We start from the raw sequence: 15,516 nt of genomic DNA on the forward strand, positions 1-15,516 counted from the left end.
GCTAATCAAGTTGCGCTGGCTCACTGAGGATTTGTGAGATTTTTTCGTCTTGAGCTGCTGGTAATGGCGGTAATTCATTCAATGACGACAACGAGAAGTGATCTAAAAACTGCTTGGTTGTGCCATAAAGCGCCGGTTTACCCGGTACCTCTTTGTACCCCACCACTTTTACCCAATTGTGCTCTAACATGGTTTTGATGGTTTGACTGCTCACCGTTACCCCACGCACTTGCTCTATTTCACCACGCGTTATTGGTTGACGATAGGCAATTAAGCTCAGTGTCTCTAAAAATGCTCGGGAATATTTAGGTGCTTTTTCTTGCCAGAGTTTATTAAGCCATGGCGATAAACTACTACACGCCTGAAAACGATAACCTGACCCAACTTTGACTAAACGTACACCGCGCGTCGCGTAGTGCGCCATAATGGCATCAATTGCAGTTTGAATTCGTTTAAGTGATATCTGAAAGTCACTGAGCACTGTGTCACGCAATTTATCTTTGCTAAGCGGCGTATTTGCCACAAAAATTGCAGCTTCTATAAGCTCAATTAACTGTTCGTCTGAAAGTCGCTTTGCCATAGCACCTTGTTTCGTTGTTATTTTAATTTAAGGTAAATCAACGAGTTTATATCGCTTTGCTGAACCACAATCAAGCTTTCCTTCACCAGCTCTAAAATGGCGATAAAACTCACCACAACCGCTGCTTTGCCTTCAATATGTTCAAACGCCTGAGAAAATGGCAAAAAGCCATCATTTTCTGTTAAAAGCGATAAAATATGTGACATTCGTGCACGAGTTGAAAGTACCTCAGCACTGACATGGTGATGCGTTAATGTTTGTGCTCGAGCCATTACATCGCTAAGTGCCAGCAATAGCTCTTTTACACAAAGGTCGGGTAGCTCGACATCTTGCGACTGTGTCTCATCTAACAGCGCATGGGCAATATGAATATCACGCTCAACCCGTGGTAACGCGTCAAGGTTTTCGGCCGCCTTTCTAAATTGTTCGTATTCTTGTAAGCGCCTAATAAGTAATGCCCGTGGATCTTCTTCCTCTTGTTCAAGCTCTTTGTGCACAGGTAGTAGTAAACGCGATTTAATTTGTGCAAGTAACGCTGCCATCACCAAATACTCTGCGGCAAGCTCTAACTTAAACTCTTTCATCATCTCAACATACTGCATGTATTGCCCGGTTATTTTGGCAATCGAGACATCGAGGATATCGAGTTTGTGCTTTTTAATTAAATACAGCAATAAATCAAGCGGACCTTCAAATGCCTCAAGTGCCACTTCAAGTGCATCGGGCGGAATATAAAGATCCTCAGGCTTATCAGTAACTGCTTTGCCATGTAAAAAGCCAAGCGGTAACTTTTGCTGCTGCATTTCGCTCATTACGGTTACTTAATGCTCTGTGTTTTATTCAAATGGTGCAGGGTCGCCAGCGCCCACACGAATAATCTCAACGGTGTCTTCCGAGAAATCTACAACGGTTGTTGGCTGCTCAGAGAGATAACCACCGTGAATAATCAAATCCACTTGTTTTTCTAATTGAAAACGAATTTCTTCTGGATCCGCTTCTGCAAATTGCTCACCGGGTAATATTAGTGAACACGACATTAACGGCTCGCCAAGTTCAGCCAAAATCGCTTGAGTAATAATGTGATCAGGTACGCGAATACCAATGGTTTTCTTTTTCTCATTAAGCAAACGACGTGGCACTTCTTTGGTGCCTTTAAAAATAAAAGTGTATTGCCCTGGCGTATTATTTTTAATTAAGCGAAACAAACTGTTATCTACACGGGCGTAAGTAGCAATTTCTGATAGGTCACGACATACCAAGGTAAAGTTGTGATGCTTTTCTAAGCCACGAATACGGGCTATACGCTCCATTGCATGTTTATTACCTATGCTACAGCCGATTGCATAACCTGAATCCGTTGGAAACACAATTACATTGCCTTGCTGGATCATATCAACCGCTTGACGCACTAAACGCGCCTGCGGGTTTTCTGGGTGAATATGGAAAAACTGGCTCATTAGATATCCTTAATTTAATTCTTGTTCTTTGGCAATCGCCCAATCCTGCCAAATTGGCACACTGGCTTTAGGTAAGTATAAGTTCTTTCCAAGTTCTAACCAGTTGGTTGCAAAATGAAAATCCGAACCTTGTGATGAAAGCAGCTGATATTCTTCTGCAAGCTGCGCTAAAAATTGACGATCACTTGGTGCTTGTTGTGGCAGTGCCACTTCAATGCCATCGCCACCAGCGTGTTTAAACTCTTGCAGTAAACGGCGCAACCATTTATTGGATAATTTATAGCGACTTGGGTGAGCTAATACGGCTTGACCACCTGCAGCTTTAATTGCCTTAACAGCAGTTGCAATATCACACCATTCACTTGTTACATAACCTGGTTTTCCACGCACAAGGAACTTTTTAAAAACCCCTTGTAAGGTTTTAGCTGCCCCTTGCGCTTGTATCACCTGTGCAAAATGAGCGCGGGTAAGCTGCCCTTTGTTTGCTAAGGATTTGGCTTCTGCTAATACATTTTCAAAACCGCGTTTTTCGAGTTTTTCAGCCATTTTCCCTGCACGGGTCGCACGTTTTTCAGTTTGCTCGTCAATCAGCGATTTAAGTAGGTCATTATCTGTGTCGATGTTTAAACCAACAATGTGTACTTCGAACGTTTCCCACTTTGTTGAAAATTCTATGCCTTTAACTAGCGTGAGTGGTAACGCCTTAGTATTAATATGTTGCTCAGCAATTGAAAGCCCTTTAACGGTATCGTGATCCGTAATAGCCAAAATATCTACGCCTTTTTCAACAGCGCGTTCTACTAGCTCTTCTGGGGAAAGTTTACCATCGGAAAAATACGTATGGCTGTGTAAATCAAATTTCATAATTGCGGCTTTCGTTGGGATTGCGTGTAATCATACCAAATTCAGCCGTTAATTACTCTTGCTGAATTTTTTAACTTAGAAATTTGCCAACAAAGGTCTTTATCTGTTTAAACTCAATTAATAATAAATAGCGCACTTTAATTATGAGAATACTGTTAATAACTGTTTTGTCACTTATCGCCTTTGCTGGAAACTCTATTCTTTGCCGAATAGCTCTTGGGCAAGGGCAAATTGATGCAGCCAGTTTCACCTCAATTCGTTTATTATCTGGGGCGATAACGCTTTTTATTCTTTACGCCCTATTTCATAAAAATAAACAAACAGTGAGCAAAGGGTCTTGGTTTGGCGCCGTTTATTTGTTTACTTACGCCGTAACCTTTTCCTATGCCTATATTTCACTTGAAACCGCTATTGGGGCACTTGTGCTTTTTTCATCGGTGCAATTTAGCATGCTTGCTTATACCTTTTTATCAGGTACCAAAATTTATCCTATCGAATGGTTCGGCGCGCTAATTGCGTTTATTGGTTTTAGCTACTTAGTGCTGCCTGATATTTCATCACCTTCTCTGATTGGTTTTGTGCTTATGGTGGTTTCGGGTATGGCGTGGGCGGGCTATACCTTAGTTGGCAAAAAATCATCTAATCCCCTTGCCGATACCGCCTTTAATTTTATGCGCACCATACCTTTTATAACGTTACTAAGCTTGATGACACTCAACTCAATTAATGCCTCAACCACAGGGATTTTACTCGCTGTGATAGCTGGCAGTGTGACATCAGGTATTGGTTACGCCATTTGGTATATTGCACTAAAACACTTAACCTCAGTGCAAGCAGCTGTATCGCAGCTCTCGGTACCCATTATTGCCGGTATTGGTGGATTTTTGTTTTTATCCGAACCTATCAGTGAACGACTAGCGATTTCTGGAGCTATTATTCTAATCGGGATTTTGCTGGTTGTACTTGGTAAAAAGCCACTAACGCCCTGATTTTATAACTGTTTAAACACTGCTTATAACCAATAAACACTAACAAATCCGATTAGTTATAAAAAATGGCGGTTTTGTGTTGACTCATGTATACAATCTGGGGTTTACTATGGCTGAAACATTTTAGGAATCGTTTAAATGCAATTAGTAACTTCACAAATCAAAACAGTATGGTGGTGGCACTCGTAATCGCGGGTGGGAATAATTGTATCTAAACTATTCTTAAAACCCGCACAATGTGCGGGTTTTTTTATGTCTAATTTGAGGTGAATAATGAGTAATAACAAACAACTAATCCAATGGTGGTGGTTCCTGTAATTAACGCGGGAGGATTCTGTTTGTCTATTATTCAGCCCGCCTTCTAAGCGGGCTTTTTTGTATAAGGAATGAGGCGTGATATTTAGTCATATATCAACCGAGGTCGGTAAAGTTACCAGCATTTCGCTGGCGCGGGACTACATTGAGAGTCCACTGGCACTTTACAGCGCGGTATGTAACAACCCGACTAACTTTAATAGCTTATTGTTAGAATCAGCGGAAATTGATTCAAAAGATAATGTAAAAAGTTTAATTTTAGCCGATGCTGCTATTCGTATTGAATGTAATGGTGACACGGTAACGTTTGACGCAAAAAGCAATAACGGCAAACAACTACTACCCCATTTAGCTGGCTTTTTTAAAGATCACAAAGTTGAACTTGCAAACTCAAGCCTAAGCATTGTGTTTGAACGCGATACCAGTTTGATGGATGAAGCTAGTCGCTTAGTGGCTGACAATGCATTTACCGCTTTAAGACAATGTATCAATAATATTGAAAGCACCACAGAGTCTCATTTTGCAGTATTTTTAGGCGGCACTTTTGCCTACGATATGGTTGCCAACTTTGAGTCGCTGCCAGACGTACCAAACGGCGATAACACAACCCCTGATTTTGTTTTTTATCTTGCAGAAACACTGATTGTTATTGACCATCAAGCAAATACCACAGAACTTATTGGCAATGTATTTAGCGGCCCCGACGCACACGCCAACTGTTTTGAAGTAGGCCAAAAGCTTGAAGCACTTAATAAGTTGTGTGACGATTTACCAAATTACAATGCCCCAACCTTTCCAGGCGCTGTAAACGAAAGTGTTGATATTGACGACGCAACCTTTTGTCAGCAAGTCGAAACCCTTAAAAAGCACATTGTTGATGGCGACATTTTCCAAGTAGTACCGTCTCGCTGTTTTTCATTACCATGTGCTGACTCACTAGCGGCATATCATCAACTTAAAACACAAAACCCTAGCCCTTACATGTTTTACATGAAAGACGAAAACTTTGTGTTATTTGGTGCATCACCAGAATCTGCGCTTAAATATTGCCAGAGCACAAATCAAGTAGAGGTGTATCCAATTGCTGGTACGCGTGCCCGTGGTAAAAATGCAGATGGCAGCATTAACTTTGACCTTGATAGCAAAATTGAACTCGATTTGCGCGATGATAAAAAAGAGCGCGCCGAACACATTATGCTAGTTGATTTAGCACGTAACGACATTGCCCGTATTTCAACACCGGGTTCGCGTTATGTAAAAGAATTATTAAAAGTTGACCGCTACTCGCAAGTGATGCATTTAGTGTCGCGCGTGGTAGGTCAATTAAAACCTGAGCTGGATGCACTGCATGCCTACCAAGCGTGTATGAATATGGGCACCTTGGTTGGCTCGCCAAAAGTAAAAGCGGCCGAGCTGGTGCGTATTACCGAAGGTAAACGCCGTGGCAGCTACGGTGGTGCTGTGGGTTATTTAACTGGTGATGGTGCAATGGACAGCTGTATTGTTATTCGCAGCGCCTTTGTTAAAGATAATATGGCATACGTACAAGCTGGTGCAGGCGTAGTATACGACTCAGTGCCGCAACTCGAAGCAAACGAAACTCGCCAAAAAGCACAAGCGGTTATTCGTGCAATTAAGTCTATCTATCAAGGAGAAGCCTAATGGCGCAGGCAAAAATTTATTTTATCGATAATTTTGATTCGTTTAGCTACAACTTGGTGGATGAATTTGAGCAATTAGGCTTTGAACTGGTGGTTTATCGTAATCATGTGCCGGCCGACACCATTTTAAGCAAAATGGCAGAGGAAACTTGCCCTGTAACGTTAGTGCTTTCACCTGGCCCTGGCACACCAAAACAAGCGGGCAACTTAATTGAGCTAATCAACAAAGCTAAAGGCCACTACCCTATGCTGGGTATTTGTTTAGGCCACCAAGCAATTGTGGAATGTTACGGTGGTGTGGTTGGTCACGCAGGTGAAACAGTGCATGGCAAATCATCACTTATAGAACTTAAAGAGCACGTAGTATTTAGTGGCTTACATTCGCAAATACCAGTGGCGCGTTACCATTCACTCATGGCAACCGAAGTACCAGATAGCCTTGATGTTATTGCCAGCTACGACACAATTCCTATGGCAATTATTCAAGAGCAAGATAAAGTAATTGGGTTTCAGTTTCACCCAGAATCAATTTTAACGCCAAATGGCTCACAGCTGTTAAAGCAAAGCCTTGCTTATTTAGCCAATGTGGAGGGCGCATAATGCAACCACTGATTAATCTCCTAATTGAACAACAAGATTTAACGTTTGAGCAAAGCAGCGAGTTTTTTAATCTTGTAATGACAGGCCAAGTAAGCGAAATCGAGCTTGCAGCAGCGTTAACTGCGCTTAAAATTAAAGGCGAAACCGACAACGAAATTGCAGGTGCTGCAAAAGCCATGCGCGATAATGCAGTGACATTTACTAACCCAAGTGCCATTAGTTTTGACTCATGTGGTACCGGTGGTGATGGAGCCAATTCGATTAACGTATCAACCACTGCTGCCATTGTAGCCGCGAGCATGGGCGTTAATATGGTAAAACACGGCAACCGCAGTGTTTCAAGTAAATCTGGCTCGTCTGACTTACTTAATGCCCTTGGCATCAATATTAATATGAGTGTGGCACAAGCAGAAAACTGCCTCGCAAAAACCCATTTTACCTTTTTATTTGCACCGCTTTACCATGCTGGTGTGAAATATGCGATGCCAGTGCGTACCGCACTTAAAACACGCACCTTATTTAATATTTTAGGGCCGTTGGCAAACCCTGCAAAACCAAGCCATCAACTGCTTGGTGTTTATACCCCTGAATTACTGCGCCCAATGGCGCAAACGCTTAAACTACTTGGCTGTGAGCGTGTTATGGTAGTACACGGCGCAGGTACCGATGAAATTGCCCTGCACGGTGAAACACACGTTGCAGAACTAAAAGACGGCGAAATTACTGAGTACACCTTACAGCCGCAAGATTTTGGCCTTGATAACTATGCACTTTCTGATATTGAAGGTGGCGAGCCTGAATATAATGCAGCGGCAAGCCTTGCGATTTTAAAAGGTGAAGGCAAGCCTGCGCATAATGCAGCGATTGCCGCGAATGTTGCAGCGGTGCTAGTAATGCAAGGCGACTACAATAATTTTAAAGACGCAACACAGGCAGTACAAAACCACTTGGCAAGTGGCGCGGCGTTTTCACACTTATCACGCATTATCGAGGTGTCTCATGGCTAATGTATTAGAAAAAATAGTTGCCGATAAACGAATTGAGCTTGAATCGCGTAAAGCCAATAAGCCTCTTAAAAGCTTTATTGATGAGGTGGTACCAACCGAGCGTGATTTTTACGGCGAACTGGCAAAACCCGGCACTAACTTTATTTTAGAGTGTAAAAAAGCCTCACCTTCTAAAGGGCTTATTCGCGATGATTTTAACCTTGACGAAATTACCGGTGCTTACAAGCATTACGCTGCGTGTATTAGCGTACTTACTGACGAGAAATACTTTCAAGGCAGTTTTGATTACTTAACCAAAGTACGTTCATTGGTGAATCAACCGCTTATTTGTAAAGATTTCTTCATCGATGAATACCAAGTGTATTTAGCACGCCTGCACGGTGGAGATGCAATATTACTGATGCTAAGTGTACTTAATGATGACCAGTACTCCGCGCTTGCTAAGGTGGCAAAATCGCTCAATATGGCAATTTTGACCGAAGTGAGTAACGAAGAAGAAGTACACCGCGCATTAGCACTCGACGCTGAGATTATTGGTATTAATAACCGTAATCTGCGTGATTTAAGTACTGATCTTGCCACTACAGAAACCCTTCGTGCGTTAATTCCTGCAGGGAAAGTGGTTATTTCAGAGTCAGGCATTTACACTCACGCTGATGTAAAACGCTTAAAATCACTGTGTAACGGCTTTTTAGTTGGCAGCTCACTGATGGCTGAACAGAACCTTGACTTAGCTTGTCGTAAGCTGATTTTAGGTGAAAATAAAATTTGCGGCTTAACGCGCTCGCAAGATGCGATTGCCGCATATAATGCGGGCGCGGTATTTGGTGGCCTAATTTTTTATGCAAAATCGCCACGTTACGTTGATATTGACTGCGCAAAACCAATTGCCGATAGCTGCGATTTAGGCTTTGTTGGCGTATTTGTAAACGAAACGATTGGCACCATCGTACATATTGCCGTTGAGCTAAAACTGGTTGCAGTACAGTTACATGGCGATGAAGACGAAGCATACATTTCTGCGCTTAAAAAGGCGCTACCAGCAAGTGTACAAGTATGGAAAGCCGTTGCGGTAAGCGATGTGATTGAACATAAGAGCCAAGGTGCCGACCGCTATTTATTTGATACCAAAGTGGGTAACCAAAGCGGTGGTACAGGGCAAACCTTTAATTGGGATGTGCTGATTAACGAGCGCAACTACATGCTTGCAGGCGGCTTAAATAACGACAATATTCAAGACGCGCTTGCAACCCAAGCCATTGGCCTTGACTTAAATTCGGGCATTGAAACAAGCCCAGGTAAAAAATGTCATCAACAAATTAATTCTGTGTTTTCTAAGATAAAGGAATCTTGAGGTGGAAAATAAAAACCCAGCCTATTTCGGCGATTTTGGCGGCATGTACGTACCAGAACTTCTGGTACCCGCCTTAAAACAACTTGAAAGTGAATTTAACAAAGCAAAGAACGACCCAAGCTTTCATGCAGAGTTTGAAAAGCTGCTTAATGAATATGCCGGTCGCCCTACGCCACTGACGCTTACCCGTAATTTAGTGAAAAACCCTAAAGTAAAACTTTACCTAAAACGTGAAGATTTATTGCACGGTGGCGCACATAAAACCAACCAAGTGTTAGGTCAGGCATTACTAACAAAACGTATGGGCAAAAAAGAAGTCATTGCTGAAACCGGTGCTGGTCAGCATGGTGTAGCAACCGCCCTAGCTTGCGCATTACTTGGCTTAAAATGCCGCGTTTACATGGGTGCAAAAGACGTAGAGCGCCAGCAACCAAACGTATTTAGAATGAAACTAATGGGCGCAGAAGTCATTCCTGTTACCGCAGGTTCTGGCACATTAAAAGATGCGGTTAACGAAGCAATGCGCGACTGGTCGGCAAACTACGATACGGCTCACTACTTACTTGGTACAGCAGCAGGCCCGCACCCATTCCCAACACTTGTACGCGACTTCCAAAAAATGATTGGTGAAGAGGCAAAACAACAAGTACTTGATACAGAAGGCCGCTTGCCAGATTACGTGATTGCGTGTGTTGGTGGTGGCTCTAATGCAATTGGTATGTTTAATGACTTTATCAAGGAAGAAAGTGTAAAGCTGGTTGGTGTAGAGCCCGCAGGTAAAGGCCTTGATACTGACGAGCATGGCGCGGCAATTTGTAAAGGCACAAAAGGCATTTTACACGGTGCATACACCTTCATTATGCAAGACAGCAACGGCCAAATCGAAGAGTCTTACTCTGTATCTGCAGGTCTTGATTACCCAGCGGTTGGCCCTCAGCATGCATACCTTGCTGAAACAGGCCGTGCACAATACGTTGGCATCACCGATGACGAAGCGTTAGAAGCATTCCAGCTACTTGCGAAAAACGAAGGGATTATTCCGGCGCTTGAATCAAGCCATGCCCTTGCTTACGCATTAAAGCTGGCTGAAGAGCAAAGTGAAGAAACCATTATTGTAGTGAATTTAAGTGGCCGTGGTGACAAAGATTTAGCACACGTGCATACAGTGTTAAATCAAGGAGGCAAACTATGAGCCGCTATCAACAAGCATTTCACGCATTAAATGAAGTTAATCAAGGTGCGTTTGTGCCATTCGTTACCATTGGCGACCCAAACAAAGAATTAAGCTTTGAGATTATTAAACGCCTAATTGACGGCGGCGCTGATGCGCTCGAGCTAGGTATTGCATTCTCTGATCCAATCGCTGATGGTCCGGTGATTCAGGCGGCAAATATTCGTGCCCTTGAAAATCACATCACTACAGCTGAAAGCTTTGAAATCATTCGCAAAGTACGTGAGTACAACGCAGATATTCCAATTGGTTTACTGCTTTACTCAAACCTGGTGTTAGCACAAGGCATTGATAACTTTTATCGCACAGCAAAAGAAGTGGGCGTTGATTCAATTTTAGTTGCTGATGTGCCACTACATGAGTCAAAAATGTTTAGACAAGCGGCTATGCAAGCTGAGATTGAGCCTATTTTTATTGCTACGCCAAATGCCGATGACGATACACTTCGCCAATGCGCATCTTACGGCCGTGGCTATACCTATTTGCTATCGCGCGCAGGTGTTACGGGTACTGAAACCAAAGCGCAAATGCCTGCGGATTCTATGATCAAAAAGTTATTAAACTTCCATGCTGCACCAGCATTACTGGGTTTTGGCATTTCAACACCGGAAGATGTACAAGCTGCAATTGCCTCAGGTGCTGCAGGTGCCATCTCGGGCTCTGCTGTGGTTAAGATCATCGAGAATAATCTTGATGCACCTGAAACCATGCTAAACGAGCTTGAAAGCTTTGTACGCAATATGAAAGCTGCAACACAAAAATAACGTTTAAGTTAAGTAATAAGGGCGCTAAGCGCCCTTTTTTTAAAGCCAAACTCTGGTGTTACGTATTAATTCTGGTGTAAGGTAAATGTTCAGCATCAGTTATGAGGTAAACAATGCTCGCGTTATTTGAATATGCTCCCCTGATTTTATTTTTCATTCTCTATAAAACCATGGATATTTTTTGGGCAACGGGTGTGCTTATCAGTGCATCTATCTTACAAATTGCCTATTACTTCTTTATCGAAAAGAAAGTGGCGACAAAACATTGGGTATTGTTTGGTTTAGCCGTTGGCCTTGGTTCACTCACTATTCTTTTCCAAGATGAGCAGTTTATTAAGTGGAAAGCAACTGTGGTTTATGCAGGCTTTGCTACCATTTTATTAGCATCGCGCTATTTCTTTAAAAAGAACCTAATGGCAAAAATGTTAGGCTCAATCTTGGCTTCAACCAATGATACAGGCCAGAAAATTGAAGTACCTGAGCCACTTTGGGATAAAATCAATTTACTCTGGAGCGCGTTTTTATACCTAATCGCGGTAGTTAATATTTATGTAGCTTATGCGTTTTCATTGGATTTTTGGGTTAACTTCAAAGTGTTTGGTATTACCGCTGCCACTTTTATTGCACTTATCGTTACCATCGCCATGCTTTATCAATATTTGCCTGACGATGAAGAACAAAAAAGCGAATAACCATAATAATTGTTAGTATGGTTTAAATATAAAAAGGAGCGACAATCGCTCCTTTTTAGTAAATTGCTGTTTTACAACCCTAAAAAGTCAAAACATTACGCCTAAATTTCCTTGTTACGCTCTCCCCCGCTCATTTAATTTTATGCTGAAATACTCACAAATTACTTACCTTAAATTTGCGCTGACAAAGGTTAATTGACGCCTCTAGTTAGCAGCTGACGAACTGCAAAACCACAAATATAACTCTTTGAACTTTGATAATTAGGAAAATTTATTAAATCGATCTAGTATTAAATTGAACATTTAATAACCTGTTGCGTTTTCTCAAAGAATTATATCGAGATAAACAGGCCCGAAGAAAAACTAAAACTCAGCCACTTAAGTGGTTACAACAATAATATTAGTCGAGGCTTTAATGAACACAGATAACCAACAAGAAAAAGAATACGAAATCAAAAACGAAAACCTATTTAAAACATTACTTTGCTTACCTATAGGTATTGGCTTTGCCGTATTTATGATGAGCGCATTTAATAATTCAGGCTTCAATGTAGGCACTTTTTTACTCTTTGTACTTACCGTGTACTTTACCCTTAGTGGCATCGCCTACGCCGCTTTTTACACCAATGAAAAGTTTGATTGCACACCGCATTAAACGACTATAACTTTCTACAATATATTTAAAGGGCGCTTATAAGCGCCTTTTTTATAGCGAAAAAATTTCCCCAATCGACTATCCGTACATAACCAGTTTATTTATCTTACACTCTGATTTAATATGGATTTTTAAAAAGCGAAGTTTAAGATTAAAAACATCTATCTTACAAGATCGGTAACTTTGTGAGGTATCGCAAGTAAGTTGTTAAGTGCTAAAAGGAGCATCATGGCACGTAGTAAATCTGACATATCAAATAGCGCCATCAGAATTTTCCTACAAGACGTTGGGAAATTTTATGATGAGGCTAGAGGTTTTGATCCATTTGGTCCAAAAGTAGCTCAAAAAGATGAGTTGTTAGAGTTTTTTAATTACCAATGTTGTTTTTGTGGTGCATCCATTGATCGCAAGTCCTTGTCCCAAGATCATTTAATCCCAATGAACAAATCTTCGCTTGGCCTACACGCATGGGGAAATGTGGTTCCATGCTGTGCTCCTTGCAACAATGAAAAGCAACAAAGACCTTGGCTGGAGTTCATTATTACAAAAGCTGGCAAAGAAGCTGCTGCCCGTACACAGCGCATAAATGAATTCGTTGCATCTAAAAATTATGATCCCACGCTAAACTTACACGAGTACGCTGATAACTTGTATGAAGATGTAGGACAAGTAGCTATGACGCTTATAAATTTAAGGTACAAACAGGCACAAAGTGGCATTAAAAAGCTTCTTGGGTAAAGCACTTAACAAATAGGTCAACCCGACCCCCAATGCGTTGCTCACTGCTTAACGCGATATTATATATTCTGGAGAAGTTACTAATTTGAACGAAAATTATAAGTATGCAACCCATATTATTTCTTGGCTTGAAAGGCTTGGTATACCTGAGATTCCTTTGGGAAAAAATGCTTTCTTACAACTTAAAGAATATTGGATTGAACATAAAGATCTTAAACTTGAGCAGGTAAGAGACGACTTGTGGACTTGGGTTGATTGTAACGATGGTTACAACATATCTATACCAGAAGTAGCAAAGATGAGAATTCTTTTGTGCTTAGCTTATGAAGATAATCGAGAATTAGAAAATGTTGGTTATTTTGAGGAATTATTAATAAGTCTGGACATCTCACACCAAGAGGCATATGAGCGCGCATAATACCCATTTAAAATTCTCACAAATCCCCCCTACAACATCCTTACTTTCGGATCTCGTACATTCAAACGATAACTACGCTTCACTTCTTGCATCTTCTCTACATAACTTATTGTTAAGTAACAACGCGTGCCTGAATGAAGTTTGATTTGTGTGGGTAGCGTAAAGGTAAAATCAAGCAAGGTGGTATCGCCGTCAAAATCAAATGTTAATGGCAAAGTATCAGACCAAATTTCATTTAAAGCGCTTTCATAACCAGGCGCGAGTATTTGAAGTGTCGCGGTGTTAAACTTCTTAAAATGCGGCTGATTAATGACTATTTGCCCTTTTGTTTCAACGCCTAACATCACAATCTTACTATCTAGCATTAAAGGCGCTTTACCCAACACCAAAAAGCGATTATTTGCTGCCTGTGAAGCAATTAGAAAGCCAACAATACATAGCGCCACAATCACAATAAGCAGCCAATTGAATGTATTGTTTAATGTAAGTTCAAAAAGACAACCAGTAATGAAAACCACAGAAAGTGTGTAAGCAATCAACTTAAATTGCGCACTTCGCTTGCTTTGTTCACTGTTAATTTTGACCATCTACTACCCTAATTTAACTATCTAATTTTATTAACTATTCTACATTTTTAAATTATTAAAATTCGCCCTTCCATCACCTTATTTTGCCATTAAACACAAAAAAGCGGAGCAATTGCTCCGCTTTTAACTTAAGTCTTTATTAAAATCGTATTAGAAACCTAATAAATTGTAAGCAAAGAACTTATTAGCAACTGTATTGATAAATATCAGCGCCAAAATAAATGGAATGAACGTTGATAGTGAGAAGTTTACATACTTCTCGGTAAAGCTACCTGCATAATCAGGAGCGCCTTGGCTGAGCTCTTCTGTTAGCTTCGCTTTCTTCCAACGGTACATTACGAATAAACACACCATTAAACCATTTAACGGCAAGATAGTGTCGTAGAAAACATCGTAAATGAAATCAAATAGGCTCTTCTTAGTTTCAGGATCATGGTCGCCATAGTTAAACATGGTGCTTAACCATTCATTCATACCGAACGACATAGTACATAAAATAGTTAAAATACCCATGCTACCAGCTAGAATCATCAACGCTTTAAAACGCGATACGCCTTTTTCTTCAATTAATGTCGCTGTTGGTACTTCAATAATTGAAACCAGTGAGGTAATTGCTGCAAAAAACACTAACAGGAAGAAAATAACTGCAATCGCACTTGCGCCTACATAACCAATATCTTGCTGCATCGCTAAGAAGATTTTTGGTAAATAAACAAAAATCATTGATACCGATGAGTCCGATAACTCAGCAGGGTTGGTATTTGGGTTAAAGCTGAAAATCGCTGGAAGAACCATTAAACCCGCAATAAATGCGACTAATGAGTCGGTAACTGCAACCATTTTTGCACTGCCTACAATATTTTCTTTCTTAGAAATATACGAGGCGTATGTCATTAAAATACCCATACCGAGCGACAGAGAGAAAAACGCTTGCGACAGTGCGCCATTTAATACACTGGCGTTTACTTTACTAAAATCAGGCACAACGTAGTAACGCAGACCTGCACTTGCATTATCAAGGGTTAGCACATAAGCAACTAAGCCTATCAATAATACAAACAGTGCTGGCATTAATACTTTTGCAGCTTTTTCAATGCCTTGTTTTACACCACCAAGTAAAATAAGGTTAACCAGTACACCCACACCAACCATGTAATAAAACACGCTGGTTTGGTTTATAAACTGGCCGAAGTTACTTGGGTTTGCTAGCGCGTCAAGGTTACCAATAGCAGCTTGTACTAAATAACCAAAGATCCACACCGTGATCACCATGTAAAACACACCAATCATAAATGGCGTAAGCACAGCTAAAAAGCCTGGGAACTTCCACTTGCCTGCATTATTAGACAGCTTGTTATATGCACCAAGCGGATCTTTTTGCGCGCTTCGGCCCATCGCCATTTCTGCCATCATAACGGGTAAGCAAATTAAAATAACAAACAGTGCATAGACCACTAGAAAAGCGCCACCACCATTTTTTGTTGCAGATACAGGGAAACCAACGAGGTTTCCAATGCCAACTGCACTACCTGCAGCGGCCAAAATAAATCCGAGTTTGGAGCTAAAATGCTCTCTCGATGCACTCATGCTGAACCTTAGTATTA

The 15,516-nt window shown here is 41.1% G+C and carries 17 protein-coding genes; 11 read left to right on the plus strand and 6 right to left on the minus strand.

Features of this window, described 5'->3' with window-relative positions; genetic code table 11:
* Position 1: 1 nt before the first annotated feature.
* The 4 genes from scpB to rnm are packed head-to-tail and all read right to left on the minus strand — an operon-like array spanning position 2 to position 2,904.
* Positions 2-580 (minus strand): SMC-Scp complex subunit ScpB, encoded by a 579-nt coding sequence (scpB, locus tag AAEU29_RS04040; RefSeq protein WP_421972176.1) that lies wholly within the window; start codon positions 578-580, stop codon positions 2-4.
* A gap of 17 nt (positions 581-597) precedes the next feature.
* Positions 598-1,392 carry a segregation and condensation protein A gene (locus tag AAEU29_RS04045; RefSeq protein WP_421972177.1) on the minus strand — a complete coding sequence of 265 codons (795 nt, stop codon included), beginning with the start codon at positions 1,390-1,392 and terminating at the stop codon, positions 598-600.
* Between the two features lie 24 nt (positions 1,393-1,416).
* Positions 1,417-2,037 (minus strand): L-threonylcarbamoyladenylate synthase, encoded by a 621-nt coding sequence (locus AAEU29_RS04050; protein WP_421972178.1) that lies wholly within the window; start codon positions 2,035-2,037, stop codon positions 1,417-1,419.
* 9 nt (positions 2,038-2,046) lie between these two features.
* Positions 2,047-2,904 carry an RNase RNM gene (rnm, locus tag AAEU29_RS04055; RefSeq protein WP_421972296.1) on the minus strand — a complete coding sequence of 286 codons (858 nt, stop codon included), beginning with the start codon at positions 2,902-2,904 and terminating at the stop codon, positions 2,047-2,049.
* Positions 2,905-3,044: 140 nt separating this feature from the next.
* Here rnm and AAEU29_RS04060 point away from each other — a divergent pair, with 140 nt between their 5' ends.
* From AAEU29_RS04060 to AAEU29_RS04110, 11 genes are all read left to right on the plus strand, one after another.
* A complete protein-coding gene (locus tag AAEU29_RS04060; RefSeq protein ID WP_421972179.1) occupies positions 3,045-3,890 on the plus strand; it encodes a DMT family transporter in 846 nt (281 codons plus the stop codon).
* 393 nt (positions 3,891-4,283) lie between these two features.
* On the plus strand, positions 4,284-5,867 hold the full coding sequence (locus AAEU29_RS04065; protein WP_421972180.1) for an anthranilate synthase component 1: 1,584 nt from the start codon (positions 4,284-4,286) through the stop codon (positions 5,865-5,867).
* A complete protein-coding gene (locus tag AAEU29_RS04070) occupies positions 5,867-6,466 on the plus strand; it encodes an aminodeoxychorismate/anthranilate synthase component II (protein ID WP_421972181.1) in 600 nt (199 codons plus the stop codon). Before AAEU29_RS04065 ends, AAEU29_RS04070 begins: the two co-directional genes overlap by 1 nt.
* Positions 6,466-7,473, plus strand: coding sequence for an anthranilate phosphoribosyltransferase (trpD, locus tag AAEU29_RS04075; protein ID WP_421972182.1), 1,008 nt, complete (start codon positions 6,466-6,468; stop codon positions 7,471-7,473). Before AAEU29_RS04070 ends, trpD begins: the two co-directional genes overlap by 1 nt.
* The gene (gene trpCF / locus AAEU29_RS04080; RefSeq protein ID WP_421972183.1) at positions 7,466-8,827 is read left to right on the plus strand and encodes a bifunctional indole-3-glycerol-phosphate synthase TrpC/phosphoribosylanthranilate isomerase TrpF; all 1,362 of its coding nucleotides are present in this window, start codon (positions 7,466-7,468) and stop codon (positions 8,825-8,827) included. The genes trpD and trpCF overlap by 8 nt, the downstream gene beginning before the upstream one ends.
* A 1-nt stretch (position 8,828) precedes the next feature.
* Positions 8,829-10,019, plus strand: coding sequence for a tryptophan synthase subunit beta (gene trpB / locus AAEU29_RS04085; protein WP_105171562.1), 1,191 nt, complete (start codon positions 8,829-8,831; stop codon positions 10,017-10,019).
* A complete protein-coding gene (gene trpA / locus AAEU29_RS04090) occupies positions 10,016-10,822 on the plus strand; it encodes a tryptophan synthase subunit alpha (protein ID WP_421972184.1) in 807 nt (268 codons plus the stop codon). Before trpB ends, trpA begins: the two co-directional genes overlap by 4 nt.
* 113 nt (positions 10,823-10,935) lie before the next feature.
* Positions 10,936-11,514, plus strand: a complete 579-nt coding sequence (locus AAEU29_RS04095; protein WP_421972185.1) for an inner membrane-spanning protein YciB — start codon at positions 10,936-10,938, stop codon at positions 11,512-11,514.
* A 415-nt stretch (positions 11,515-11,929) separates the two neighbouring features.
* On the plus strand, positions 11,930-12,169 hold the full coding sequence (locus AAEU29_RS04100) for a hypothetical protein (protein ID WP_421972186.1): 240 nt from the start codon (positions 11,930-11,932) through the stop codon (positions 12,167-12,169).
* A gap of 228 nt (positions 12,170-12,397) precedes the next feature.
* A complete protein-coding gene (locus tag AAEU29_RS04105) occupies positions 12,398-12,907 on the plus strand; it encodes an HNH endonuclease (RefSeq protein ID WP_421972187.1) in 510 nt (169 codons plus the stop codon).
* Between the two features lie 85 nt (positions 12,908-12,992).
* Entirely contained in the window at positions 12,993-13,325 is a 333-nt protein-coding gene (locus AAEU29_RS04110; protein WP_421972188.1) for a hypothetical protein, read from the plus strand.
* A gap of 29 nt (positions 13,326-13,354) precedes the next feature.
* On the opposite strand, the gene AAEU29_RS04115 is transcribed toward AAEU29_RS04110, so the two are convergent.
* Positions 13,355-13,912, minus strand: a complete 558-nt coding sequence (locus AAEU29_RS04115) for a hypothetical protein (RefSeq protein WP_421972189.1) — start codon at positions 13,910-13,912, stop codon at positions 13,355-13,357.
* 150 nt (positions 13,913-14,062) lie between these two features.
* Positions 14,063-15,499, minus strand: coding sequence for a sodium-dependent transporter (locus AAEU29_RS04120; protein WP_421972190.1), 1,437 nt, complete (start codon positions 15,497-15,499; stop codon positions 14,063-14,065).
* Positions 15,500-15,516: the final 17 nt, after the last annotated feature.

The organism is Pseudoalteromonas aquimarina, from assembly GCF_049257255.1.
Classification (GTDB): domain Bacteria; phylum Pseudomonadota; class Gammaproteobacteria; order Enterobacterales; family Alteromonadaceae; genus Pseudoalteromonas.